At 66.1% G+C, this 24,480-nt stretch carries 23 protein-coding genes and 2 riboswitches; of the genes, 22 read left to right on the top strand and 1 reads right to left on the bottom strand.

Features of this window, described 5'->3' with window-relative positions; all coding sequences use genetic code 11:
• The 22 genes from ACQY80_RS02475 (at position 1) to ACQY80_RS02370 (ending at position 23,283) form a co-directional block, all read left to right on the top strand.
• Positions 1-1,239 carry an FtsW/RodA/SpoVE family cell cycle protein gene (locus ACQY80_RS02475; RefSeq protein ID WP_428683310.1) on the top strand — a complete coding sequence of 413 codons (1,239 nt, stop codon included), beginning with the start codon at positions 1-3 and terminating at the stop codon, positions 1,237-1,239.
• Positions 1,240-1,249: 10 nt separating this feature from the next.
• Positions 1,250-2,434 carry an undecaprenyldiphospho-muramoylpentapeptide beta-N-acetylglucosaminyltransferase gene (gene murG, locus ACQY80_RS02470; protein WP_428683308.1) on the top strand — a complete coding sequence of 395 codons (1,185 nt, stop codon included), beginning with the start codon at positions 1,250-1,252 and terminating at the stop codon, positions 2,432-2,434.
• Complete coding sequence (gene murC / locus ACQY80_RS02465; protein WP_428683306.1) at positions 2,434-3,867, top strand: UDP-N-acetylmuramate--L-alanine ligase; 1,434 nt, start codon at positions 2,434-2,436, stop codon at positions 3,865-3,867. Before murG ends, murC begins: the two co-directional genes overlap by 1 nt.
• Before the next feature lie 139 nt (positions 3,868-4,006).
• Positions 4,007-4,903, top strand: coding sequence for a UDP-N-acetylmuramate dehydrogenase (murB, locus tag ACQY80_RS02460; RefSeq protein WP_428683304.1), 897 nt, complete (start codon positions 4,007-4,009; stop codon positions 4,901-4,903).
• A complete protein-coding gene (locus ACQY80_RS02455) occupies positions 4,900-5,823 on the top strand; it encodes a D-alanine--D-alanine ligase (protein WP_428683302.1) in 924 nt (307 codons plus the stop codon). The genes murB and ACQY80_RS02455 overlap by 4 nt, the downstream gene beginning before the upstream one ends.
• On the top strand, positions 5,820-6,755 hold the full coding sequence (locus ACQY80_RS02450; protein WP_428683300.1) for a cell division protein FtsQ/DivIB: 936 nt from the start codon (positions 5,820-5,822) through the stop codon (positions 6,753-6,755). The genes ACQY80_RS02455 and ACQY80_RS02450 overlap by 4 nt, the downstream gene beginning before the upstream one ends.
• A gap of 3 nt (positions 6,756-6,758) precedes the next feature.
• Positions 6,759-8,015, top strand: coding sequence for a cell division protein FtsA (ftsA, locus tag ACQY80_RS02445; RefSeq protein ID WP_428683298.1), 1,257 nt, complete (start codon positions 6,759-6,761; stop codon positions 8,013-8,015).
• A 152-nt stretch (positions 8,016-8,167) separates the two neighbouring features.
• A complete protein-coding gene (gene ftsZ / locus ACQY80_RS02440) occupies positions 8,168-9,643 on the top strand; it encodes a cell division protein FtsZ (protein WP_428683296.1) in 1,476 nt (491 codons plus the stop codon).
• Positions 9,644-9,786: 143 nt separating this feature from the next.
• Complete coding sequence (locus ACQY80_RS02435; RefSeq protein WP_428683294.1) at positions 9,787-11,550, top strand: tetratricopeptide repeat protein; 1,764 nt, start codon at positions 9,787-9,789, stop codon at positions 11,548-11,550.
• Positions 11,547-12,719, top strand: coding sequence for a deoxyguanosinetriphosphate triphosphohydrolase (locus ACQY80_RS02430; RefSeq protein ID WP_428683292.1), 1,173 nt, complete (start codon positions 11,547-11,549; stop codon positions 12,717-12,719). Before ACQY80_RS02435 ends, ACQY80_RS02430 begins: the two co-directional genes overlap by 4 nt.
• Positions 12,712-13,371 carry an NAD-dependent dehydratase gene (locus ACQY80_RS02425; RefSeq protein ID WP_428683290.1) on the top strand — a complete coding sequence of 220 codons (660 nt, stop codon included), beginning with the start codon at positions 12,712-12,714 and terminating at the stop codon, positions 13,369-13,371. The genes ACQY80_RS02430 and ACQY80_RS02425 overlap by 8 nt, the downstream gene beginning before the upstream one ends.
• Before the next feature lie 57 nt (positions 13,372-13,428).
• Positions 13,429-13,526: riboswitch (glycine riboswitch) on the top strand.
• A riboswitch (glycine riboswitch) is annotated at positions 13,527-13,655 on the top strand. It abuts the riboswitch before it with no gap.
• A gap of 55 nt (positions 13,656-13,710) precedes the next feature.
• On the top strand, positions 13,711-14,844 hold the full coding sequence (gene gcvT, locus ACQY80_RS02420; protein WP_428683288.1) for a glycine cleavage system aminomethyltransferase GcvT: 1,134 nt from the start codon (positions 13,711-13,713) through the stop codon (positions 14,842-14,844).
• Between the two features lie 3 nt (positions 14,845-14,847).
• On the top strand, positions 14,848-15,219 hold the full coding sequence (gcvH, locus tag ACQY80_RS02415; RefSeq protein WP_428683286.1) for a glycine cleavage system protein GcvH: 372 nt from the start codon (positions 14,848-14,850) through the stop codon (positions 15,217-15,219).
• Positions 15,220-15,254: 35 nt separating this feature from the next.
• Positions 15,255-16,076 carry a glycosyltransferase family 2 protein gene (locus ACQY80_RS02410; protein ID WP_428683284.1) on the top strand — a complete coding sequence of 274 codons (822 nt, stop codon included), beginning with the start codon at positions 15,255-15,257 and terminating at the stop codon, positions 16,074-16,076.
• A gap of 3 nt (positions 16,077-16,079) precedes the next feature.
• Complete coding sequence (gcvPA, locus tag ACQY80_RS02405; RefSeq protein ID WP_428683282.1) at positions 16,080-17,438, top strand: aminomethyl-transferring glycine dehydrogenase subunit GcvPA; 1,359 nt, start codon at positions 16,080-16,082, stop codon at positions 17,436-17,438.
• The gene (gene gcvPB / locus ACQY80_RS02400; RefSeq protein WP_428683280.1) at positions 17,435-18,991 is read left to right on the top strand and encodes an aminomethyl-transferring glycine dehydrogenase subunit GcvPB; all 1,557 of its coding nucleotides are present in this window, start codon (positions 17,435-17,437) and stop codon (positions 18,989-18,991) included. Before gcvPA ends, gcvPB begins: the two co-directional genes overlap by 4 nt.
• A complete protein-coding gene (locus ACQY80_RS02395) occupies positions 18,988-19,326 on the top strand; it encodes a hypothetical protein (RefSeq protein ID WP_428683278.1) in 339 nt (112 codons plus the stop codon). The genes gcvPB and ACQY80_RS02395 overlap by 4 nt, the downstream gene beginning before the upstream one ends.
• Positions 19,327-19,348: 22 nt before the next feature.
• Positions 19,349-19,795 carry an ABA4-like family protein gene (locus ACQY80_RS02390; protein ID WP_428683276.1) on the top strand — a complete coding sequence of 149 codons (447 nt, stop codon included), beginning with the start codon at positions 19,349-19,351 and terminating at the stop codon, positions 19,793-19,795.
• Between the two features lie 7 nt (positions 19,796-19,802).
• On the top strand, positions 19,803-20,309 hold the full coding sequence (locus ACQY80_RS02385; RefSeq protein WP_428683274.1) for a CcdC protein domain-containing protein: 507 nt from the start codon (positions 19,803-19,805) through the stop codon (positions 20,307-20,309).
• A complete protein-coding gene (locus ACQY80_RS02380) occupies positions 20,306-20,938 on the top strand; it encodes a DUF938 domain-containing protein (protein ID WP_428683272.1) in 633 nt (210 codons plus the stop codon). Before ACQY80_RS02385 ends, ACQY80_RS02380 begins: the two co-directional genes overlap by 4 nt.
• A 99-nt stretch (positions 20,939-21,037) precedes the next feature.
• Complete coding sequence (locus tag ACQY80_RS02375) at positions 21,038-22,597, top strand: fatty acid--CoA ligase (protein WP_428683270.1); 1,560 nt, start codon at positions 21,038-21,040, stop codon at positions 22,595-22,597.
• Positions 22,598-23,106: 509 nt separating this feature from the next.
• Positions 23,107-23,283, top strand: coding sequence for a hypothetical protein (locus tag ACQY80_RS02370; RefSeq protein ID WP_428683268.1), 177 nt, complete (start codon positions 23,107-23,109; stop codon positions 23,281-23,283).
• Positions 23,284-23,370: 87 nt separating this feature from the next.
• On the opposite strand, the gene ACQY80_RS02365 is transcribed toward ACQY80_RS02370, so the two are convergent.
• Positions 23,371-24,471: a YeiH family protein gene (locus ACQY80_RS02365; protein WP_428683266.1), complete on the bottom strand. Its 1,101-nt coding sequence runs from the start codon at positions 24,469-24,471 to the stop codon at positions 23,371-23,373.
• Positions 24,472-24,480 lie beyond the last annotated feature (9 nt).

Here is a 24,480-nt window from a genome sequence, read left to right as displayed (position 1 = left end):
ATGAGCGGGGGGACCGACAATATGGATGCCACCGAACGGCCGGTCATCGCGGCGACCACGCGCACGACGAAACGTCGCGGTCCGCGCCTCAGCCGCGCCGACCGCACGCCGCTCGGCCTGTGGTTCTGGGAAATCGACCGCGTCCTGCTGCTGCTCGTCTCGATGCTGATCGCGACGGGGCTTGTCGCCGTCGCAGCGGCATCGCCGGTCGCGGCACAAAAACTGTCGACGACCACCGCCAGCCTCGACCCGCTCTATTATTTCTACCGCCAGCTGATGTGGGTGATCGTGGGCGTGCCCGTGATGCTGAGCGTGTCGATGCTGCCGAAGGCACAGGCCCGGCGGTTCGCGATCTATGGCACGATCGCTTTTCTGTTCCTGCTCTTCATGGTGCCGCTGATCGGCACCTCGGTGAACGGCGCGCAGCGCTGGATCGGCAGCGGCGTCTTCCGGTTGCAGCCGTCGGAGTTTCTGAAACCCTTCTTCGCGGTGTCGCTGGCATGGGTGCTGTCGCTGCGCCTGCACGATCAGAGCTTGCCCGTCGTCCCGCTGTCCTTCGTCCTGACGGGCATCATCGGCGTATTGCTGATGGGCCAGCCCGACCTTGGCCAGACGATCATCTTCATCGGCACCTGGCTGGTGCTCGTGATGGTCGCGGGGCTTTCGATGCGGATTATCGGGCTGCTCGCCGCGGGCGGTCTTGCGGGGCTCGTCGTCGCCTATTTCACCTATTCGGTCGCGCATCAGCGCATCAACAGTTGGCTCTTCGGCGAAGGCGACAGCTTTCAGGAAGATCGCGCCCATGCGACGATCACCGCCGGCGGCCTGATCGGCACCGGCCCAGGGGCGGGTCTCGCGAAGTTCAAGCTGCCCGAAGCGCACACCGACTATATCTTCTCGGTCATCGGCGAGGAGTTCGGGATCATCGCTTGCATCGCGATCGCCATCCTGTTCCTGGCGATCATCGTCCGCGTGCTGGTTCGCCTGCTCGACGAGGACGACAGCTTCCTGATACTCGCGGTGGCGGGCCTGATCGCCCAGTTTGGCGGGCAGGCGACGATCAACATGGCGGTGAACACCCAGCTCTTCCCGTCGAAGGGCATGACCTTGCCCTTCATCAGCTATGGCGGATCCTCCTTCATCGCCTTGTCGATCGGCATGGGTTTGCTCTTGTCGCTGACCCGGCGAAACCCCTATGCGGCTCGGGTATCGATGACCCGAGACTGGAACAAGAAATGAGCGCCCCGAAATGACAGCGACGCGCCACTTCCTGCTCGCCGCTGGCGGGACGGGGGGACATATGCTGCCGGCCTATGCCCTTGCGAGCGAATTGATCGCGCGCGGCCACCGCGTCGCGCTGGTCAGCGACGACCGCGGGCTCAAGATCCCCGGCGCCCCTGCAGAGCTCGAGGCGCATGTGCTGCCTGCTGGCCGCGTACAGGGCGGGCCGATCGGCTGGTTGAAAGCGGCGCTTGCGATCCGCAAGGGGCGGCGGCAGGCGATCGACCTGATCCGCGATTTTGACCCGGCGGTCGCTGTCGGCTTTGGCGGCTACCCCTCGCTTCCCAGCCTGCTCGCCGCTGGCGCAACCAGGCGTCCGCGCGTCATCCACGAACAAAATGCCGTGCTGGGCCGCGTCAACCGCCTGATGGCACCGCGCGTCGATGCGGTCGCGGTCGCTTATCATAACATCCAGCGCTTTCCTGCGGGGAACGAGGCAAAGCTTCACATCACCGGCAATCCGGTGCGTGACGAGATTGTTGCGATCCGCGACGATGGCTTTCCGCCGCTGCCCGAGGACGGCATCGTCCGCCTTCTCGTCGTCGGTGGCAGTCTGGGCGCGACCGTGCTGAGCGATGTCGTCCCCGCCGCCATCGCGATGCTCCCGCGCGCGCTGCTCGACCGGTTACAGGTCGTCCAGCAGTGCCGCGAGGATGATATCGCGGCGGTGCGCGCCAAATATGACGAGCTTGGTGTCGCGGCCGAATGCGCGCCTTATATCGCCGACTTCCCCGAGCGGCTGCGCTGGGCGCATCTGGTGATCGCGCGCGCCGGGGCCTCGACCGTTGCCGAGTTGGCCTGCGCCGGGCGACCGGCGATCTTCGTGCCCTACCCGCACGCGATGGACGATCATCAGACCTATAATGTCGTCGATCTGGTTCAGGCAGGCGGGGCGATTTCGTTCCAGCAGCCCGATTTCACCGCGGCGGAGGTGGCAAAGCATATCCAGCGCATGGCGCTCGAACCCGGTGCGTTGGCGGAAGCCGCCGACCGTGCGGCGAGTTGCGGTCTGCCGAATGCGACCCGCGACCTTGCCGATCTGGTCGAATCCTTTGCCGCGCCGCCGATGATGGACGTGATCCGCGTCGGAACGGGATCGCGCAGCGCGGCGGTCGCCGCCGGCGTCGCCGCCACGCGTGCGGGAGGTGCCTGATGCGCGGCGTTGCGACCGATATCGGCATCATCCACTTCATCGGCATCGGCGGCATCGGCATGTCGGGCATCGCCGAGGTGATGCACAACCTCGGCTATCAGGTGCAGGGCAGCGACATCGCCGACAGCTATGTCGTCGAGGGACTCCGCAAACGCGGGATCAAGGTCGCGATCGGGCATGAAGCGTCGAACGTCGACGGCGTCGCGGTCGTCGTGACCTCGACCGCGGTCAAGCGCGGCAATCCGGAGGTCGAGGCTGCGCTCGCGCATCGCATCCCGATTGTTCGCCGGGCCGAAATGCTCGCCGAGCTGATGCGTCTGAAATCGACGGTGGCGATTGCGGGTACCCATGGCAAGACGACGACGACCAGCCTCGTCGCGGCCTTGCTCGACGCGGGCGGGATCGACCCGACCGTGATCAACGGCGGCATCATCAACAATTATGGCTCGAACGCGCGGCTCGGGGCATCGGACTGGATGGTGGTCGAGGCCGACGAGAGCGACGGCAGCTTCCTGCGCCTCGACGGGACGATCGCGGTCGTCACCAATATCGATCCCGAACATCTCGATCATTATGGCAGCTTCGACGCGATCAAGGACGCTTTCGTCGAGTTCATCGAAAATGTGCCCTTCTATGGCGCTGCGATGCTCTGTCTCGACCATCCCGAGGTGCAGGCGATCATTCCGCGCATCCGCGACCGCCGCATCGTGACCTATGGCTTCTCGGCGCAGGCCGATGTGCGCGGCACCAATGTGGCGCCGGGCGCCGACGGCAACCGCTTCGACGTCGTTGTCCGCGATCGTGACGGCAACAGCCGGACGATCGAGGGCATCCACCTGCCGATGTCAGGCCGCCACAATGTCCAGAATGCGCTCGCGGCGATCGCGGTCGCGCTGCACATGGGCGTGTCGGACGAAAAGATCGCTACCGGCTTCAACGGCTTCGCCGGGGTCAAGCGCCGGTTCACCAAGGTCGGCGAGATTGCGGCCGGTGCGGGCGTCGTCACTGTGATCGACGATTATGCGCATCACCCGGTCGAGATCCGCGCTGTCCTGTCGGCGGCACGCGAGGGGGCAGGGGCCGGGCGTGTCGTTGGCGTCGTTCAGCCGCATCGCTTCACGCGTCTGCGCGACCATATGGACGATTTTCAGCAGGCGTTTAACGACGCCGACATGGTGCTGGCGCTGCCGGTCTATGCCGCGGGCGAGAGCCCGATCGACGGCGTATCGTCCGATGCGTTGGCTGAAGGGCTGCGCGATCGCGGCCATCGCCATGCGTCGACCGTAACCGACGCCGCCGCGCTAGCCGCGACCATCGCCGACGCGATCCGTGCGGGCAATCTGGGTGCGGGCGACATGATCATCTGCCTCGGCGCGGGCGACATCACGAAAATGGCGGCGGGCCTCGCTGCGGCGGTGGAGGGACAGAAATGAACCTCTCTATCACTCGTCATGCTGAACTTGTTTCAGCATCCATGGCCGGTCTTCTCGGTCACCGCGGCGTTTGTTTCGAGGTCCGGCCATGGACCCTGAAACAAGTTCAGGGTGACGATGAAAATATGGGCGGTGGAATATGACCACTGCCACCCTCCCGGCCGTGCGCGGCAAGCTGACGGCAAAGGCGCCGCTGGCGCCGCTCGTCTGGTTCAAGTCGGGCGGCCCCGCCGACTGGCTGTTCGAGCCGAAGGACGCCGACGATCTTGCCGATTTCCTGCGCGATCTCGATCCGGCGGTTCCGGTGATGGCGCTCGGGCTCGGGTCGAACCTGATCGTGCGCGACGGTGGCTTTCCCGGTGTGGTCGTCCGGCTGGGCAAGGCCTTTGCGAAGGTCGAAGCACTTGATGGTGTCACGCTGCGCTGCGGCGGCGGCGCGTCGGGCATCCTTGTTTCCTCGACGGCGCGCGACGCCGGAATTGCGGGATTGGAATTCCTGCGCTCGATCCCCGGCACCGTCGGCGGCTTCGTCCGCATGAACGGCGGCGCTTATGGTGGCGAGGTCAAGGATATCCTGATCGATTGCGAGGTCGTTCTGCGGTCGGGCGGGCGCAAGACGCTGCCGCTCATCGACCTTGGCTACACCTATCGCCATAGCGAATTGCCCGAAGGCGCGGTCGTGATCGGTGCGACCTTCCGCGGGCGTCCCGGCGAACCCGCCGCCATCCAGGCCGAAATGGACCGCATATCGGCGAGCCGCGAGGCCTCGCAGCCGTTGCGCTCGAAAACCGGCGGCTCGACCTTCAAGAATCCCGATGGCCACAAGGCCTGGCAGCTTGTCGACGAAGCGGGTTGCCGCGGCTTCGCTGTCGGTGGCGCGCGGGTCAGCGAGAAGCACACCAATTTCCTCATCAACACGGGTGAGGCGACGAGCGCCGACATCGAGGCGCTCGGTGAAGAAGTCCGCCGCCGCGTGAAAGCGAAGAGCGGCATCGAATTGCAATGGGAGATTCAACGCGTGGGTAAGCCCGAATGAGCCGGGGTCCGTGGCATGTTGCCGTCCTGATGGGCGGCTGGTCGGCCGAGCGCGAAGTGTCGCTGATGAGCGGCAAGGGCATCGCCGACGCGCTTGAAAGTCGCGGGCACAAAGTGACGCGGATCGATATGGATCGCGACGTGGCGCGCAGGCTTGCCGACGCGAAACCCGATGTCGTCTTCAACGCGCTCCACGGGGTTCCGGGCGAAGACGGAACGGTGCAGGGCATGCTCGACCTGATGGGGCTGAAATATACCCACAGCGGGCTCGTTACCTCGGTCATCGCGATCGACAAGGAATTGACGAAGCAGGCGCTCGTGCCGCATGGTGTGCCCATGCCGACGGGGACGATGGTCGACAGCGAAAGCCTCTTTTCGATCGACCCTTTGCCGCGCCCCTATGTGCTGAAACCCGTCAACGAGGGATCTTCGGTCGGCGTCGCGATCGTCAAGGACGACAGCAATTACGGCAACCCGATCGCGCGCGAAGCGGTGGGGCCGTGGCAGGAGTTCGACCGCCTGCTCGCCGAGCCCTTCATCAAGGGACGCGAGTTGACCGTCGCGGTGCTGGGCGACACCGCGCTCGGCGTCACCGAACTGCGCGTGAAGTCGGGCTTCTACGACTATGATGCCAAATATACTGAAGGGCTGACCGAGCATGTCTGCCCCGCCGACGTCCCCGATGAGGTCGCGCAGCGGATGAAGGATCTGGCCGTCCAGTCGCACCGCCTGCTCGGTTGCAAAGGCGCATCGCGTTCGGACTTTCGCTGGGATGACGAGCATGGCCTCGCGGGCATCTTCCTGCTCGAGGTCAATACCCAGCCCGGCATGACGCCGCTCAGCCTTGTGCCCGAACAGGCGCGGGCGATCGGTATGGACTATGCGGAACTGGTCGAGCGGATCGTGGAGGAAGCGTTATGAGCAGCACGCGGATCAAGCGCGCGAAATCTCCGCCGCGGCGTCCTTCGCGGGGGCCGCAAAGGCGGCGTACGGTCCAGAAGTCGCGCCTCAACACGCTGATCAACGCATTGCCGATGAGTCCCGCGACGCTCCAGCGTGCTGCGAACTGGACGATCGGTATCGGTCTCGCTGCGGCGGTGGCGCTCGCCGCGCACGCAACCGGTGTGACGGCGAAGATCCACGAGGAATATGCCCAGGCGGTCGGCCGCGCGGGGTTTCAGGTCAAGAAAGTCGAGGTGGTCGGCGCCGACCGGATCGACCGGCTGAAGGTCTATGACATCGCGCTGGCGCAAAAGGACCGTTCGATGGCGGCGGTCGATCTGGAGAATGTCCGCCACGACCTGATGCAATATGGCTGGATCAAGGACGCGCGTGTGTCGCGCCGCCTGCCCGACACGCTCGTCGTCGATATCGTCGAGCGCACGCCCGCGGCGATCTGGCAACATTCGGGTCGCCTGTCGCTGATCGACGAAAAGGGCGTCGTGCTCGAGCCCGTGAGTGTTTCGACGATGCCCGACCTGCCGCTCGTGATCGGGCCGAAAGCCAATCAGCGCGCGCAGGATCTGGAACGCCTGCTGGCCGAAGCGAGCAGCCTCAAGGAGCTTCTGGCGGGCGCGACCTGGGTGGGTAATCGCCGCTGGGATCTTCGCTTCCGCAGCGGCGAGACGCTGTCGCTGCCCGAGGGTGAGACCGACGCGAAGGCGGCGCTCGCCAAATTCGCGCATATGGACGGCGCCAACCGGCTGCTTGGCCGCGGCATCCTGCGCTTCGACATGCGCGACCCGAACCGCTTCGTGCTGCGTCTGCCCCATGAAGGGCAGGTGGCGCCCTCGAAGCTCGACGACGCGCGCGATGCCGCCGATGCGGTCGCCGCGGCGGAAGGGAAGGGATAACCCGTGCCGCCGCCGCGCATCGAAAAGATCATCACCGCGCTCGATGTCGGGTCGTGGAAGGTCTGCGCGCTGATCGCGGGGCAGGCGGCGGACGGCCAGCTCCATGTGCTCGGCACCGGTCAGCGCGAAAGCCGCGGCGTCCAGCGCGGCTATGTCGCCGACATGGAGCAGACCGAGCATGTCGTGCGCGAAGCGATCGAACAGGCCGAGCGGATCGCCGGGCTCAATATCGATGACGTCTGGGTCGGTTTTTCGGCGGGCAGCCTGCTGAGCGATGTCGCGCCGATCGAAAGCGAGCTTGGCGGGCACCGCATCGAGCAGGAAGATATCGACGACCTGCTCGCTGCGGGCCGCGCGGGGATCGATCCCGAAGGGCGGATGATCCTGCACGCCCAGCCGGCGCTCTACACGCTCGACGGTCTGACCGGGGTCAAGAATCCGATCGGGCTCCATGCCGACCGGCTGGGCGTCGACATTCACATCATCATGGCCGACGGCGCACCGGTAAGGAACCTCGAGTCCGCGGTTCGGCAGGCGCACCTCGACGTCAACGCCGTCGTCGCCTCGCCGATCGCAGCGGGGCTTGCCTGTCTGTCGGACGAAGAGCGTGATCTTGGCGTGGCGCTCGTTGAGCTTGGCGCCGCGGTCACCACCGTATCGCTCTATGCCGGTGGCATGCTCGTCGAAATGGCGTCGCTTCCCTTCGGCGCGAGCGACATCACCGACGATATCGCCTCGGCTTTCGGTATTCGTCGCAGCCAGGCGCAGCGGCTGCAGAGCTTCTACGGCTCGGCCTCGGCCAGCCCGCGCGACAATAACGAGATCATCGAACTCGATCCCGGCGCACCGGCGGGCAGCGATTCGCCGCGCATCACGCGCGCGCAGTTGGTGGCCGTCATCCGCGAGCGCCTCGACGCGATGATGGGAGAGATCGGCAGGACATTGAAAGACCTGCATTTCGTCGGGCCCGTCGGGCGTCAGGTCGTGCTTGTCGGCGGTGGTGCCGATCTGAAGGGCATCGCCGATTATACACAGAGCGCGCTTGGCCGCGCCGCGCGCGTCGGACGACCGCGCGGGTTGCACGGACTGCCCGATGCCCATGGCGGACCCGCTTTCGCAACGCTTGCGGGTCTGGTTCTCTATGCGGCGTCGGACCCGGTGGACCTGCGTGATCTGCCGATGATGGCGCAGGATGTGTACCGTCCGAAGAACCCCGGCATCATCAATCGATTGATGGCGGCTTTGAAAAGCAGTTTTTAAGCGAGCGACGCCGGAAAGGTTAATTTTTTGGATGATTCCCGCGTCACAATAGTGCAATGCGGTAACACAATGCCGGACGGTGGGACTAACGTCCGGCAGGGTCGCAAGGTGAGGGACGCGGCGCTGGTCCGCCGTCGCAGGGAGATTAGTGGATGAGCATCAATATTGGCCCGCCGCAGGTCGATGAACTGAAGCCGCGGATCGCGGTCATCGGGGTCGGCGGCGCCGGGGGCAATGCCATCGCGAACATGATTGCCGCGCGGGTGGAAGGCGTCGATTTCGTCGTCGCGAACACCGACGCGCAGGCGCTGAACGCTTCGCCGGCCGAGCGCCGCATCCAGCTGGGGACACAGATCACCCAGGGTCTGGGCGCAGGTTCGCGGCCCGAGGTCGGCCGCGCGGCTGCCGAGGAAAGCATCGCGCAGGTCGAAGAGGCGCTGAACGGCGCGCATATGTGCTTCGTTGCGGCGGGCATGGGCGGCGGCACCGGCACCGGTGCGGCCCCGGTCATCGCCAAGGCTGCGCGCGACCGCGGCATCCTGACCGTCGGCGTCGTGACCAAGCCCTTCACCTTCGAAGGCAACCGCCGCATGCGGTCGGCCGAAGCCGGCATTGCCGAGCTGCAGGACCATGTCGACACGCTGATCGTCATTCCGAACCAGAATCTCTTCCTCGTCGCCAATCCGAACACGACCTTCAAGGAAGCGTTCACGATGGCCGACGAAGTGCTGCAGCAGGGCGTTCGCGGCATCACCGACCTGATGGTCATGCCCGGCCTCATCAACCTCGACTTCGCCGACGTGCGCAGCGTGATGCGCGAAATGGGCAAGGCGATGATGGGCACCGGCGAAGCCGAAGGTGACGGCCGCGCGCTCGAAGCGGCTCAGAAAGCGATTGCCAACCCGCTGCTCGACGGCGTGTCGATGGCGGGCGCCAAGGGCGTCATCATCTCGATTACCGGCGGCGAGGACATGCGCCTGATGGAGGTCGACGAGGCGGCGAACCATATTCGCGAGCTGGTCGATCCCGACGCCAACATCATCTGGGGCAGCGCGTTCAACGACAATCTCGACGGCAAGATTCGTGTCTCGGTCGTCGCGACCGGCATCGACGGCAGCGGCGACGCCGCGGTCCAGCCGGCACCCGCGACGCGCAGCTTCTCGTTCCAGCCCGCCCGCACGGCAGCGCCCGCACCGGTCGCTGAAGAGACGGTCGAGCGGGCCGCGCCCGAAGTCCCGGTCGAGGCCGCGGACGAGGGCGATAGCGACCCCACGCCGGGCTTCTCGCTCGGTGGCGGATCGGAAACCTCCGTGGCTGGCGAAGCGGCTCAGGACGAACCGATGGAATTGTCGCAGGTCGCCGCGACTTATGACGACACCTCCGATGAACTGGTGCTCAGTGAACCGGAAGCTCCGGTTGCGAGTAGCTATCAGCCGTCGCAGGCCCCCGCGGGTGAAGCCGCTCCGCACGCTGCGCCTGCCGAGGATGGCCCGGCCCGCGCCGTGGGCGGCGGCACGCTGTTCGAACGCATGTCGCGGCTTTCGCGCGGTTCGGCAACCGAACGCGAAGATGCGAAGGAGGACGGGGTCGATATTCCGCGCTTCCTCGGCCGGCAGAATAACCAGTAACAGGGCGCGCCAGTAACAGGGTTCTAGCGGCCGCTGCCCCGGGCAAGGCGCGCCGGAAATCGGGATGATCTGACTTGCCCTTGCGGCTACGAAAAGCAATGCGGCGACCCTCTTGGAGCGTTGCTTCCGGGCGCACGCGGTCGATGGCAGCGGCGCTCGGCGCATTGCTGCTGACGAGCGCGCTCGCCGCGCCCGTGTATGCCATGCAGGCGGCGACGCCCGATGCGGCGACGAAGGCGGCCATGGATCGCCGCACGTCTGCGCGCGCGATGCTGTCGTCGGCGATCGGGCGTCTCGCAACCAACAGCGAGGACCGGGTGGCGCTGCTCGATGCCGGTCGTGCCTCGATCGAGCTTGAGGATTATCGCGCGGCGCTGAACTTTCTGGCCCGAGCCGAAAAGGCGAGCCCACGCGACGGCGCGGTCAAGGCCGCGCTTGGTTCGGCGATGGTCCATATGGAAAGCCCGACCCGCGCGCTGGATTATTTCGGCGAGGCTCAGCTTCTGGGCGCGCCGGAGCGGCTTTTTCTCGCCGATCGCGCCCTTGCGCGCGATCTGCTCGGGCAGCAGGATGCCGCGCAGCGCGATTATCAGCTCGCCTTGTCGGTGGCCCCAAATGACGAGGTGATGCGGCGTTATGCCGTGTCGCTCGGGATCAGCGGCGATGCCGATCGCGCGATCCAGTTGCTGACGCCGCAGCTTCGCGCGCAGGACCGCGCCGCATGGCGAACGCGGGCCATGATTCTTGCGATGAACGGCCGCAACGGCGAGGCGACCGAAATCGTCAACGCGACGATGCCCGCCGCCCTCGCGCAGAATATCTTGCCCTATCTGACCCAGATGGACCGCCTCAATCCGGCGCAGCAGGCGGCCGCCGCCCATTTCGGACGCTTCCCCGGTGGTCAGCTCGGACCGCCGCGCAAGCCGGTACAGATCGCTGCGGCAACCCCTGCGCCATCGCCGCCTTCGGCAACGGGCGCGAAGCCGCGTGACCGGGCAAAGCCTGTCGCCGCGACCAAGCCTTCGCCGACGCCGCCGGCATCGTCTTTCCGTCGTCCCGGCCCGGCCTATGCCGAGCGGCAGCTTGAAGCGACCGTCTCGACCCCGAAGCCCGCGCCGACGCCTACGCCGGCACCAAAGCCTGTCCTGACGCCCGCTCCGGCTCCTGTGACGCCGGCCCCTGCGACACCGGCGCCGAGCCCCGCGCTGGCCAGTGCATCGCCGCCGTCCTCTGCGACACCGACCCCCGCTGCGCCGACATCCGCACCGATCGGGGCCAATCCGGTGCAAACGTCACAGCCGGTCGGCCCGGGATTCTCGATCGCCGATATCGGGCCGAAAGCGCCTGCGCCCACGGCTTCCGCCGCCCCTTCGCCGACAATGGGCAGCACGGGGGCCATATCGGCCGACGCGCCGCTGGCTTCGCTCGCGGCGATCGCCAGCTCGATCGAAATTCCCGCCGAGGAGCTGGCACAGGTCGACAATGCGATCGGCGCCGACACGCTCGCCAAGCTGCGCGAAGACAAGAGGCGCGCCGATGCCGCCGAGGACGCGAAGCGCGAAAAGGACGCCGCGGCCGCGAAGGTCAAGGCCGAAGCCGATGCGAAGGCCAAGGCCGAAGCGGCTGAAAAGAAGGCAAACCCGGCGCGCATCTGGGTGCAGATTGCCACCGGCGCCAATGCCAGGGCGTTGGCAACCGACTTCGGAAAATTCGCGAAGAAGAGCCCTCCCGTGTTCAAGGGCAAGTCGGGTGGCACGACCGAATGGGGCAAGACGCGGCGCTTGCTCGTCGGCCCGTTCAAGGACCGCAAGGCGGCACAGGACTGGCTGACGGACTATAAGAAGGCGGGCGGGGACGGCTTCCTGTTCAACAGCGAAGCCGGCCAGGACGTCGACCCCCTCAAGTGAGCGTCGCCGACTGCGCCAGCCGACCCGACCAGAGCCGCGGGCGCTTTCATGAGGAGGCGGGCCGCGTCGTGCGTGGCCCGCGCGACGTGTTCCAGCGCGACCGTGACCGCATCATCCATTCGATCGCTTTTCGTCGCCTGCGCCACAAGACGCAGGTTTTCGTCGCGCCCGACGGGGATCATTACCGCGTTCGTCTGACTCACAGTATCGAGGTCGCGCAGATCGGCCGCGGGATCGCGCGGGCGCTGGGGCTCAACGAGGATTTGACCGAGGCGCTCTGCCTCGCGCACGACATCGGCCATCCGCCTTTCGGTCATGCGGGCGAGGATGCGCTTAAGGCGGCGATGAAGACGCATGGCGGCTTCGACCATAATGGCCATACGCTTCGTACGCTCGCGCGGCTCGAATGCCCCTATCCGCGCTTTGACGGCATCAACCTGACCTGGGAAGCATTGGAAGGGCTGGCCAAGCATAACGGACCCGTCCGCCATCCCGGCTGGGCGCTGTCCGACATCGACGCCGAATTTCCGCTCGACCTTGCGAGCCATGCCAGCCTTGAGGCGCAGATCGCGGCGGTCGCCGACGACATCGCCTATGACAATCACGATATCGACGACGGCCTGCGCGCCGGTTTGCTGACCCTTGACCAGCTCATGGAACAGCCGTTCGTCGCGGCCAATTTCGCGGCGGTCGAGGCGCGTTTCCCAGGCGCGCCGCGCGACCGGCTGCTCCGTGAGCTGGTGCGCGACCAGATCGGCGTGATGGTCAATGACGTGATCACGACCACCGAAGCGAATGTCGCGGCGGCGGGCGTCGGCAGCGTCGATGACGTGCGCGCGGCTGGCCGGACGCTAGGCGGCTTCTCGGCTGGACTGGCGCGGCAGGAACGCGATCTCAAGCGTTTCATGTATGCCAATCTCTACCATCATGCGTCGCAGCTCGCTGCGGCCGCCGGGGCAAGCGAAGTCGTGGGGCGGCTGTTCGAGGCCTATGCCAGCGATCCGCGCCTGATGGGCGAGGACTGGTCGGCGCGCCTGCCCGAAGAAGAATGCGCGACAGTCCGTCACATCGGTGATTATATTGCCGGGATGACCGACCGGTTCGCCATCGATCGCTATGCCGAGATATTCGGCCGCGGTGCAGTTCCCGAGGCACTGGCGCATGCCTGACGCGCCGCCCGCCATCCTGATGATCGGCGGGACCGGAATGGTCGGGCAGGCGGTGCTCGCGGGCGCCGGCTCGCACCGCATATCCTCGCTCGGGCGCCGAATGCCCGACGCGCCGGTTCCCGGCCATCCCGCGATCGCGGCGCCGCCGGAAAACTGGCCCGAAGTGATCGCGATGAACCGCCCCGCCACCCTTGTTTCCTGCCTGGGCACGACGATCCGGCAGGCGGGGTCGCAGGCCGCGTTCCGCGCCGTCGATCATGATATGGTGCTGGCGGCCGCCCGCGCTGCGAAGGAAGCGGGCGCTCGCCACATGATCCTCGTCAGCAGCGTCGGGGCGTCGGCTGGCAGCAGCAATTTCTACCTCCGCACCAAGGGCGAGATCGAGGCGGCGCTCCGCGCGCTCGATTTCGAACGGCTCGACATTCTGCGGCCCGGCCTGCTGATGGGCGACCGCCCGGGTCCACGCCGTTTCGGCGAAGGACTGGCGACGATCGCGGCACCGCTGACCGACGCACTGCTGCATGGATCGCTGCGCCGCTATCGCTCGATTCCGGGCGAAACGGTCGCGCAGGCGATCGTCCGGCTGATCGGGAATATGGCGCCCGGCGTGCATATCCACGAAAACGACGCGATCCGCGCGCTCGCCGATTGACTCCTGCCGGGGCGGACGCCAAGGCTCGGGCGTCTGTCGGGTTCCGCAAGGGATTCGACCGGCCGCGCGGGAGAGCGTGGGACGGGCAACCGGCACCCACCACCGAAGGAGCAACCGCCCCGGAAACTCTCAGGTCAACGGACCGCGCAGGCTGGAACGGACACTCTGGAAAGCGTTCCGGCCGTCCCGATTGGGTGAGGATCGGAACCACCGAAGGGGTAACCCCGGCGCCGGGCTCGGCCGACGGGGGAAAACTCTCAGGTTCCCGTGACAGAGGGGGCATGGTGGAAACCGCGGCGTTCGGCCGTGCGTTCGCCATGTCAACCGCGGGAGACTGACATGACCGAAAGTGAATTTACCGGCGAGGAAGCGGTTCCGACCGCGACGCTGCCGCTCGACGCCTGGCACCGCGACAAGGGCGGGCGTATGGTCGAATTCGCCGGCTACTGGATGCCGATCCAGTATGAAGGCATCATGGCCGAGCATCTGTGGGTCCGCGAAAATGCCGGCCTCTTCGACGTCAGTCACATGGGCCAGCTCGCGCTTTCCGGCGAGGGTGTCGCCGAAGCGCTCGAAGCGCTCGTCCCCGGCGACATCTCGGCGCTGAAACCCGGCCGCATGCGCTATTCGCTGCTGCTCGCCGACGATGGCGGGATCCTCGACGACCTGATGATCACCAATGAGGGTGATCAGTTGGGCATCGTCGTGAACGGCGCCGTGAAATGGGAGGATATCGGGCATCTTCGCGAAAGCCTGCCCGACGATATCAACCTCAATCATAACGAGGATTACGGACTGCTCGCGCTCCAGGGGCCGAAGGCGGTCGACGCGCTGGCGCGGCTCGTGCCGGAAGCGGCCGGGCTGGTCTTCATGCAGGCGGCCCGCGCAAGCTGGAACGGCCATGCGATCGGCCTCAGCCGCTCGGGCTATACCGGCGAGGATGGCTTTGAAATCTCGCTTCCGAACGAAGCGCTGGTGGCGTTCGCCGACGCGCTCTGTGCGATGGAGGAGGTGAAGCCCATCGGCCTTGGCGCGCGCGATAGCCTGCGTCTCGAGGCCGGGCTTCCGCTCTACGGCCACGACCTCAACGAAGACATCGATCCGGTCGAAGGCGATCTGGCGTTCGCGATAAGCAAGCGTCGCCGCGAAGACCATGGTTTCCCCGGTGCGGCAAGGATTCTCGGCCACCTCGAAGACGGCCCGCCGCGCAAGCGCGTCGGCCTGCTCGTCGACGGCAAGCTGCCGGTGCGCGAGGGCGCCAAGCTGTTCGACGGCGACGAGGAAATCGGCGTCGTGACATCGGGCGGTTTCGCGCCCAGCGTCGGCGCTCCGATCGCCATGGGATATGTTCCGCGCGATCACGCCGTGCCCGGCACCGCGATCGCCGCCGAAGTCCGCGGCAAGCGGGTGCATTGCACCGTTGCCGCGATGCCGTTCGTTCCACACCGCTATGTGCGCAAACAGGGAGGCTGACCGATGCCGCGTTACTACACCGAAGAACATGAATGGATCGACGTCGATGGTGACGTCGCGACCGTCGGCATCACCGACTTCGCGCAGAGCCAGCTCGGCGACATCGTCTTCGTCGAGGTTCCCGACACCGGCGCCGACCTCAGCGCTGGCGGCGACGCCGCGGTCGTCGAATCGGTGAAGGCCGCAAGCGACGTCTACGCGCCGGTCGATGGCGTCGTGACCGAAGGCAATGCCCAGCTCGAGGAAGACCCCGCGCTCGTCAACAGCGATCCCGAGGGTGAGGGCTGGTTCTTCCGCATGACGCTCGCCGACAAGAGCCAGCTGGACGGCCTGATGAACGCGCAGGCGTACAAGGCGTTCTGCGACGATCTTTGATCCTGGTCCCTCCCGCACGGGAGGAGGGAGTTGATGTGACGACGCCCGACGCCGCGCTCGCCAATTGCCGCCTGATGGTGGCGACGCCCATCTATGACGGGGCGCAGGGCAGCTATGTCCGCGCTGCGCTCGACCTTGCGCTGAAGGCGCAGGCGGCGGGGGTGTCGGTACGGTTCGAGTTCATCCTCTATCAGGCGTCGATCACCCGCGCGCGCGACCTGCTTTCGGCGATCTTCCTCGCGAGCGATTGCACGCACCTGCTGTTCGTCGATGCCGACATCGACTTTGCGGCCGAAGACGTGTTTTCGATGCTGCACGCGATGCGCGGGGAGGGCGATTGCGCGGTGCTGGGCGCCGCCTGTCCGCGCCGGATGGTCAACTGGCCCAACGTCGCGCGCGCCGTCGAGCGTGGCTTGGCAAAGGATGATCCGGGCGAGCTTGCGCGCTTCGGCGGCGAGTTCGCGCTGCATTTCCTGCATCAGGGACAGCGCTTCGCGCTGACTGATCTCGTCGAGCTCACGCGCGCCGGAACGGGCATGATGATGATCCGCCGCGACGTGCTGGAAGGGCTGCGCGACACGCATCCCGAACTCGCCTTCCGGACCGATCCGGGCGAGCGCAAGGCGCACGGGGTCGACGAGATCGAGCCAAGCCTGTTCCTGCCGATGATCGATCCCGACAGCCGTGAATTGCTGTCCGACGACTACGCCTTTTGCCGCCGTGTGCGCGATGCGGGCTTTCGCATCTGGCTCGCGCCATGGGTTCGCACCACGCACAGCGGTCCAGCGATCTTCCACGGTTCGCTTCCCGATCTTGCCGAACTTTTTTCTATTAATTCCGCTTCTTCTCCGGAGTAGTTCATGCGTTATCTCCCCCTCACCAATGACGACCGGACGGCGATGCTCGCTGCGGTCGGGGCCGCGTCGATCGACGATCTCTTCGTCGACGTGCCCGCCGAAGCGCGCCTCGACGGCACGATCCCCGGTCTGCCGGATCATGCGAGCGAACTCGCGGTCGAGCGTCATATGGCAGCGCTCGCGCGGCAGAATATGGCCGCGGGCGACGGCCCCTTCTTCCTCGGCGCCGGCGCCTATCGGCATCATGTGCCGGCGAGCGTCGATCATCTGACCCAGCGCGGCGAATTCCTGACCGCCTACACGCCCTATCAGCCCGAAATCGCGCAGGGCACGCTGCAGATGCTGTTCGAATTTCAGTCGCAGGTCGCGCGCCTGTTCGGCACCGACGTCGCGAATGCGTCGATGTACGACGGCTCGACCGCCTGCTGGGAAGCGATCGTGATGGCCCGGCGCGTGACGCGGCGGAACAAGGCTTTGCTCTCGACCGGCCTCCACCCGCATTATCGCAGCGTTGCGCGGACGATGGCGAAATATACCGGTGACGAGCTGGTCGATGGTGACCCGGCCCTCGAGGCTGGAACCGACTGGACGGCCCTTGCCGGCACCATCGACAAGGAGACGAGCTGCGTCGTTGTCCAATATCCCGACATCCTCGGCCGGATCGACGATATGACCGCGCTGGCGGCTGCCTGCCAGGCCGCGGGGGCGCTGCTGATTGCGGTCGTCACCGAACCCGTGGCGCTCGGCGCGATAAAGGCGCCGGGCGAGATGGGCGCCGACATCGTCGTGGGCGAAGGCCAGTCGATCGGCGTCGGACTCCAGTTTGGCGGGCCTTATCTGGGTCTGTTCGGCTGCAAGTCGAAATATGTCCGCCAGATGCCGGGGCGCCTGTGCGGCGAGACGGTCGACGCGAACGGCAAGCGCGGCTTCGTTCTGACGCTCTCGACGCGCGAGCAGCATATCCGCCGCGAGAAGGCGACGAGCAATATCTGTACGAACTCGGGCCTTTGCGCGCTGGCTTTCAGCATTCACATGACCTTGCTCGGCGAAGCGGGGCTTCGCCAGCTTGCGGGCATCAACCATGGCCGCGCCAGGGCTGCTGCGGCCGAATTGGCCAAAGTGCCCGGCGTGTCGGTGTTGAACAGCGGCTTCTTCAACGAATTCACGCTGGTGCTGCCGGTCGCCGCGCGTCCCGTCGTCCACCAGCTCGCCGACAAGGGCGTGCTCGGCGGCGTATCGCTCGGCCGCCTCTATCCGGGGAATGACGGCCTTGCGAACGGCCTCATCGTGGCGGTGACCGAGACGGTGACGAAAGAGGATATTGCCGCCTTCGCCGCGGCGCTGAAGGAGGTGCTGGCATGACCGCGCTCAACCGCGCCGGCTGGCGCCCCGAAATGAACGCCGGCGGTGCCGACGACAATGTGACCTTCACCGGCAACCGCGCGCTGATGCTCGAAGAGCCGCTAATCTTCGAAATCGGCTCGGAGGAAACGACCGGCGTCGATTTCGACGAAGACCTGCCTGCCAACGACCTCGGCGCCCTCGCGCGTTCGGCGCCGATCGGCCTGCCGGGGCTCAGCGAGTCCGAAACGGTGCGCCATTATACGCGTCTGTCGCGCCAGAATTATGCCATCGACCTCGGCCTGTTCCCGCTCGGCAGCTGCACGATGAAGCATAATCCGCGCCTCAACGAAAAAGTCGCGCGGATGCCGGGCTTTGCCGACATCCACCCGCTCCAGCCGCAGGAAACGGTGCAGGGCGCACTCGCTGTGATCAACGAGCTTGCGGTCTGGCTGATCAAGCTCACCGGCATGCATGGCGTCGCGATGTCGCCCAAGGCGGGCGCGCATGGCGAACTTTGCGGTATTCTCTGCATCAAGGCGGCGCTCGAAGCGCGCGGCGAGGATCGGCGCGTTCTGCTGGTTCCCGAAAGCGCGCACGGCACCAACCCTGCGACGGCGGCGTTCGCGGGCTTCACGGTCGAGGATATTCCCGCGACCGCCGAAGGCCGCGTCGATCTGGAGGCGCTGAAGGCACGGCTTGGCCCCGATGTCGCCGGGGTGATGATCACCAACCCGAACACCTGCGGCCTGTTCGAACGCGATATGAAGGCGATCTCGGACGCCGTTCATGCGGCGGGTGGCTATGTCTATTGCGACGGTGCGAACTTCAACGCCATCGTCGGCCGCGTGCGCCCCGGCGACCTTGGCGTCGATGCGATGCACATCAACCTGCACAAGACCTTTTCGACCCCGCATGGCGGCGGCGGCCCCGGTTCGGGTCCGGTCGTGCTGTCGGAGGCGCTCGCGCCCTATGGTCCACTGCCGTTCGCGGCACGCTATGCCGACGGCAGCTTCAAGCTGATCGAGGAAGAGAACGCGGCCGAGGAGCACCCCGAAACCTTCGGACGTATGACCGCCTTCCACGGCCAGATGGGCATGTTCACCCGCGCGCTGACCTATATCCTCAGCCACGGCGCCGACGGGCTGAAGCAGGTCGCCGAGGATGCGGTGCTCAACGCCAACTATATCCTGCGTAATCTTGATGACGTGCTCGACGCGCCGTTCGGAGCGTCGGGACCGTGCATGCACGAGGCGCTGTTCAGCGACAAAGGCCTTGCCGAAGGCTTCTCGACGCTCGACGTCGCCAAGGGGCTGATCGACGAAGGCTTCCATCCGATGACGGTCTATTTCCCGCTCGTTGTCCATGGTGCGATGCTCGTCGAGCCGACCGAGACCGAGAGCAAGGCGGTGCTCGACCAGTTCATCGGCGCGCTGCGCAGCATTGCCCTGCGCGCGAAGAATGGTGACCCGGCGCTTAAAACCGCGCCGCATTTCGCACCGCGAGCGCGGCTCGATGAAACGCTTGCCGCACGCAAGCCGGTGCTGGCGTGGAACGAGGCCGAGGCGGATTGACGGACGAAGCGGATCCGGCCGCGAAACGCACCGGTGCCGGCTGCCTGGCCGGCGGGGCGCTGTTCGCGGTCGTTTTCGTCGCGGTATGGCTGGCGGCGATCACCGTCTACGGGCTGGTGGTCGAGCAGTGGGAGCTGGTCGGCGTGCGGCGCGAGTTCAGCTATGACTGGGCATTCCTCTATGCCCCGCTGATCGCGTTCGGGCTCGGCCTTGCCGCCGCATTCCTCGCGACGCTCCGGCTTCCCGCCGCGCGGATGACGATGCTGATCCTGACCACGGGCCTGATCGCGCTATTCGGTGGCATCCTGCTCTTCGGGCTCGGGGGATTGATCTAGAGAAAACGGGGAGGCAATGCATATGGGCTGGGACGTTATTTTCCTGATCGCCAATTATTGGGCGATCGCCTTCTGGCTGCTGCTCGCCTTCGCGCCGCGCGGTCCCAAGGTCATGTCGGCGGTGATGTACGCGGGCGTGTTTCTGCTCTGCCTTGCTTATACTGTGCTGATCGTGGGCTTCATGAGCGGCGGCATCGACCCCGGCGGCTCCGGCGGAGACTTCACTTCGCTTGCGGGAGTGATGAAGCTGTTCGCGGCGCCCGGCGGCGCGACGCTCGGCTGGATTCACTATCTGGCGTTCGACCTGTTCATCGGCCTGTGGATCGCGCGCGACGCCGATAACAAGGGCTTTGGCCGCATCATCCAGCTTCCCTTCCTGTTTCTGACGCTTATGGCGGGACCGGTCGGCCTGCTGCTGTGGCTGATCGTCCGCGAGCGCCGCGCCCGTGCGGCCGCCAAGGCATTATGAGGACTGAATGACCGCGACCGCCCAATATGCCATTCCCGGGATGATCATCCTGACCGTGCTGTTCTTCCGACTGCGCTCGGTCGGCAAAGCCCGCCGATTGCGGCTCGAGCGATTGTGGATTCTGCCGACGCTCTATGCCGCCGTCGTCGGCTTCGTCTTCTGGAACGCGCCGCCGCACGGGATGACCTGGCTCTGGTGCGTGGTCGCGCTCGGCGTCGGCGCGGGACTGGGCTGGTGGCGCGGCAGGCTGATGCGCGTCGCGGTCGATCCCGAAACGCACGAGCTAAGCCAGACGGTATCGCCCGCCGCGCTCCTCTTCATCGTCGCATTGATCGTGATCCGCAGCGCCTCGCGCGCGATGGCGATCGAGATGGCGGGGCCGGGACACGCCGGGCTGATGGCGGCGACCGACATATTGATGGCCTTCGCGCTCGGCTTCGTCGCCTTCCAGCGGGTCGAGATATTCATCCGCGCGCGGCGGATGCTTGCCGAGGCGCGCGCGAAGCGGCCATGACGACGCTGTGGATACCCGGCGACGGGGGCTTTGCGGACAAGCGCCATGCGCCCGCGACGCTCCGCAACCGCGATGCCATTGCCGGGGTGCTCACCGAATGGCTGCCGGCGAAGGGCACAATCGTGGAGGTCGCGAGCGGGTCGGGCGAACATGCGGTCCATTTCGCGACCGCCTTTCCGGCGCTGGACTGGCAGCCGAGCGATCCCGACGCCGATGCGCTGACGTCGATCGCGGCATGGAGCGCGGACGCTAGGCTTGGCAACGTCCGTCCGCCACTGATGCTTGACGCATCGGCGGCCGAATGGCCGGTCCAGGCGGCCGACGCCCTGCTGTGCATCAACATGGTCCATATCAGCCCGTGGGCCGCGACGCTGGGGCTGTTTGCGGGCGCCGCGCGGTTGCTCGCGCCGGGCGCACCGCTGATCCTTTATGGCCCCTATGTGGAGGCGGACGTTCCGACGACGGAAAGCAATCTCGCGTTCGACGCCAGTTTGCGCGCGCGCAATCCCGCGTGGGGCCTCAGGGATATCGCGGCAGTGCAAGGCGTTGCGGCCGATGCCGGCTTCGCCTTCGTCGATCGCCGCGCGATGCCCGCGAACAATCTGATGCTGCTGTTTCGGAAGCTTTAGCGCGCAACCTGTCACATATGCGCGCTTTACGTCGCCCACCCATTCGTTAGCTTGCTCATCGATTGCGAAAAGCAACCTGATTCGATGGAGAGAGATGCGATGGCCCGCAACGTTTCGGACCTGTTTACGTTCGACGAATTCATCACGCACTGGGCGGAAGACCGGCCTGACAGGCTCGCTATGCGCGAGGAGGACCGGCTTTTCACCTATGCCGATCTGGAAGAGCGCACCGCGCGCGTTGCGACCGCCTTGCTCGCCGCAGGGCTGGAAAAGGGCGATCGCATCGCGTGGATCGGCAAGAACAGCGATCTCTATTTCACGCTCTTCTTCGGCGCGGCGCGCGTCGGCGTCGTGATGGCGCCGATCGGCTGGCGCCTGTCGCCGACCGAATGGGCGTATATCGTCAACGACACGCGCGCGAAGATCGTCTTCACCGGCCCGGGCTTCGAGGGTGCGGCAGAGCAGCTTGCCGGCAGGCTGGAGCATGGCCCGCGTATCGTGAACGCGGCAGAGACGCGCGCGCTTATCGACAGCACCCGGCGTGCGGCCTTCACCCCTTCGGGTCACGATGACGCGGTGCTCCAGCTCTATACTTCGGGCACGACGGGCAACCCCAAGGGCGCGGTGCTGTCGAACCGCAACCTCTTCGCGCTGCGCAAGCATTCGAACGAAGCCGATATGCCCTATACCAAGTGGGACGATGACGAAGCGGTCCTCGTCGCTATGCCCTGCGCGCATATCGGCGGTACAGGGCTTGGCATTATGGCGCTGGCCGCAGGGCTGCCCGGCGTGATCCTTGCCGAATTCAACCCCGACGGGGTCTTCGATGCGGTCGAGCATCATGGCGTGACGCGTTTCTTCATCGTGCCGGCCGCGCTGCAGATGCTGTTGCTCCATCCGCGCTGCGCGAGCGTCGATTACAGCCGGCTCAAATATATTCTCTATGGTGCCGCGCCGATCCCGCTCGAACTGCTGCGCCAGTGCATCAAGATGTTCGGCGCCGACTTCATCCAGGCCTATGGCATGACCGAGACGACCGGCACGATCTGCATGCTGCCGCCCGAGGATCATGATCCCGAGGGCAATGCGCGCATGCGTTCGGCAGGCAAGGCGCTGCCGGGCGTCGAGATCGTCATTCTGGGCCCCGATGGTCAGAGCGTCCCGACCGGCGAAGTGGGCGAAGTCGTCACGCGCTCGTCGAACAATATGCTCGGATATTGGAACCTGCCCGAGGCGACCGCAAAGACGATGACCGGCGAGGGCTGGATCCATACCGGTGACGCCGGCTATCTCGATGCCGACGGCTATCTCTTCATCCACGACCGGATGAAGGATATGATCATCACCGGCGGTGAGAATGTCTATCCGGCCGAGGTCGAGAGCGCGATCTTCGGCCATCCCGCCGTGCAGGAGGTCGCGGTGATCGGCATCCCGGACAAGAAATGGGGCGAGACGGTGAAGGCCGTCGTGGTCGCCAAGCCGGGCACCAGCATCGAGGAAGCCGACATCATCGCCTGGGCGCGCGACCGCATCGCCGCGTTCAAGGCGCCGCGCAGCGTCGATGTGATCGAGGCCCTCCCGCGCAATGCATCGGGCAAGATCCTCCGCAAGGATCTGCGCGCGCCCTATTGGGAGGGCTATGAGCGGATGGTGAATTGAGGATCGGATTACGACCGATTGCGGACCGTCTAGGCGTTTCGACGAGCGGCTGCGGCGGACATAAGGATACGCTCCACAATAGCGTCAAACTCTTCTTTGCCGATTGGATCTAGCGCGTCATAGGTCGTGACGCTTCCTGGCCACCAACCATGCTGCTCACCCCACCAGTGCAACTCTCGCGCCGCCGCATCGACTTCTTCGTCGCTAGGCCGGTCGTCATTTGTGAAACGGGGCATAGAGGCACCATATCTTAGGCGACGTCCGCTTCCCACCCCGTTTCGGCTGCCGGTGCTCATCTTCACCGATCGCGATGCACCATCTCTCCGTCGCCGGGCTTTGCGAAAATGACCAAAAGGTAATGCGCCCGTCATCGCCCGGGCAGGGGCGCTGGCCTATCCCGGTCTCGTCGGGTTGAGCCGGTCCGCTCCATCCCCCTGACCCTGGCTGGACCGGCTCGCCCTGGCTTCGCTCGCACCGATGCGGCGGATCTGTTTTAAAGGAGAGAACCCATGCGTAACTTTGCCAAACTCGCCGCCGCCGGTGCCCTGTCGCTCGCCATCGTGAGTGGATCGGCGTTCGCCGCTACCGCGCCGACTAGCCAGCCGGCGAAGACCGCCACCAAGAAGGCGCCGGCCAAGAAGACCGCGACGCACGCCGCCAAGAAGGACGAAAAGAAGGCCCACTGATCGGCCGCATTCCCCATCCGTCCGGAGGAGCCGGCCTGCACCCCTGCGGGCCGGCTTTTCTTTGTGCGAGCCAGATCAGGATCTGGGCTAAATCAGGGTCAGCGCGAAAAGCAGCGAGATCGCAAAGCTGGTGATCGAGGCGAGCAGGACCGGGACGGTCGCGCGCCACCCCATTTCGAGCAGCAGGTCGAGCCGCGTGCGCATCGCGGTCGCGGTCACCGCAAGCAAAAGCATCGCCTTCGATCCCGTGAGAGCCCAGCCGCGCGCGATATCGGGCACCGCAACGACGCTGTTGAGCGTCACCACCGCCAGAAACGCGACGATGAACCAGGGCAGGACGAGGCGGCGCCATAGCCGCGTATCGCTGCCTTCCTCGGGCCGCAGGACCAGGCTGACGAGCGCTACGACGGGGGCGAGCAGCGCGACGCGCGCCAGCTTGACGATCGTCGCGCCCGCACCCGCGGTGTCGGAAAAGGCATAGCCGCCGCCGATCGCCTGCGCGACGTCGTGGATCGACGCGCCGATCAGGAATCCTGCCTGCTTGTCGCCGAGCCCCATCTCGCCCGCCAGCAGCGGGTAGAGCGTCATCGCGAGCGCGCTGGCGAGCGAGATACCAACCAGTGTCAGCGCGAATTGTGCCTGCGGCAATCGCTTCTGACCGATGACGCCATAAAGCGCGAGCGCCGCGCTTGCGCCGCAGATCGCCGTCGCGCCGCCGGCAAGTAGTCCTGCGTAAGGCGACTGTCCCGCGATCCGCGCGCCGAGCAGTCCCGCCGCCATCGTCAGCCCCATCACCACGATCAGCGCCGCAAAGGGTATCGGGCCGAGAACCGCGATCTGCGCGAAGGTCACCTGCAGCCCCAGCACGACGATCCCGAGCCGCAGAAAGGTGCGCGATGCGAAGTCGAGCCCGCGGTGCGTCGCCTCGTTCGCCGAGATGAAGTTGAGCGACAGCCCGACGAGCAGGCCGAGCAGGATGATCGGAAAGCCATAATGGTCGGACAGCCACGCCGCCGCCGCCGACCCCGCCGCGCACGCGGCAAGGCCGGGGAAAAGGCTGCCCTTCGGCGCGCTGCCCGCCCTGGCCTGCGCCAGATGCAATTCGCCGAACAGGTCGCCGCCGCTCGGCAGATTGTTCCAATGCGCGTGGCGCATCGAGGTTCCGACTTCTCTGTCCAGCGTTGTCATAGTGTCGCG

Origin of the sequence: Sphingopyxis sp. (assembly GCF_965279755.1) — a bacterium.
In the GTDB taxonomy this organism is placed as follows: domain Bacteria; phylum Pseudomonadota; class Alphaproteobacteria; order Sphingomonadales; family Sphingomonadaceae; genus Sphingopyxis.
This window is presented reverse-complemented; position numbering and strand designations above follow the sequence as displayed.

What these genes read in the sequence shown, in the direction of transcription:
- ACQY80_RS02475 (WP_428683310.1), top strand. Translation starts at nt 1, where the DNA reads ATGAGCGGGGGGACCGACAATATGGATGCCACCGAACGGCCGGTCATC.
- murG (WP_428683308.1), top strand. Translation starts at nt 1,250, where the DNA reads ATGACAGCGACGCGCCACTTCCTGCTCGCCGCTGGCGGGACGGGGGGA.
- murC (WP_428683306.1), top strand. Translation starts at nt 2,434, where the DNA reads ATGCGCGGCGTTGCGACCGATATCGGCATCATCCACTTCATCGGCATC.
- murB (WP_428683304.1), top strand. Translation starts at nt 4,007, where the DNA reads ATGACCACTGCCACCCTCCCGGCCGTGCGCGGCAAGCTGACGGCAAAG.
- ACQY80_RS02455 (WP_428683302.1), top strand. Translation starts at nt 4,900, where the DNA reads ATGAGCCGGGGTCCGTGGCATGTTGCCGTCCTGATGGGCGGCTGGTCG.
- ACQY80_RS02450 (WP_428683300.1), top strand. Translation starts at nt 5,820, where the DNA reads ATGAGCAGCACGCGGATCAAGCGCGCGAAATCTCCGCCGCGGCGTCCT.
- ftsZ (WP_428683296.1), top strand. Translation starts at nt 8,168, where the DNA reads ATGAGCATCAATATTGGCCCGCCGCAGGTCGATGAACTGAAGCCGCGG.
- ACQY80_RS02435 (WP_428683294.1), top strand. Translation starts at nt 9,787, where the DNA reads ATGGCAGCGGCGCTCGGCGCATTGCTGCTGACGAGCGCGCTCGCCGCG.
- ACQY80_RS02425 (WP_428683290.1), top strand. Translation starts at nt 12,712, where the DNA reads ATGCCTGACGCGCCGCCCGCCATCCTGATGATCGGCGGGACCGGAATG.
- gcvT (WP_428683288.1), top strand. Translation starts at nt 13,711, where the DNA reads ATGACCGAAAGTGAATTTACCGGCGAGGAAGCGGTTCCGACCGCGACG.
- gcvH (WP_428683286.1), top strand. Translation starts at nt 14,848, where the DNA reads ATGCCGCGTTACTACACCGAAGAACATGAATGGATCGACGTCGATGGT.
- gcvPA (WP_428683282.1), top strand. Translation starts at nt 16,080, where the DNA reads ATGCGTTATCTCCCCCTCACCAATGACGACCGGACGGCGATGCTCGCT.
- gcvPB (WP_428683280.1), top strand. Translation starts at nt 17,435, where the DNA reads ATGACCGCGCTCAACCGCGCCGGCTGGCGCCCCGAAATGAACGCCGGC.
- ACQY80_RS02390 (WP_428683276.1), top strand. Translation starts at nt 19,349, where the DNA reads ATGGGCTGGGACGTTATTTTCCTGATCGCCAATTATTGGGCGATCGCC.
- ACQY80_RS02385 (WP_428683274.1), top strand. Translation starts at nt 19,803, where the DNA reads ATGACCGCGACCGCCCAATATGCCATTCCCGGGATGATCATCCTGACC.
- ACQY80_RS02380 (WP_428683272.1), top strand. Translation starts at nt 20,306, where the DNA reads ATGACGACGCTGTGGATACCCGGCGACGGGGGCTTTGCGGACAAGCGC.
- ACQY80_RS02375 (WP_428683270.1), top strand. Translation starts at nt 21,038, where the DNA reads ATGGCCCGCAACGTTTCGGACCTGTTTACGTTCGACGAATTCATCACG.
- ACQY80_RS02370 (WP_428683268.1), top strand. Translation starts at nt 23,107, where the DNA reads ATGCGTAACTTTGCCAAACTCGCCGCCGCCGGTGCCCTGTCGCTCGCC.
- ACQY80_RS02365 (WP_428683266.1), bottom strand. Translation starts at nt 24,471, where the DNA reads ATGACAACGCTGGACAGAGAAGTCGGAACCTCGATGCGCCACGCGCAT.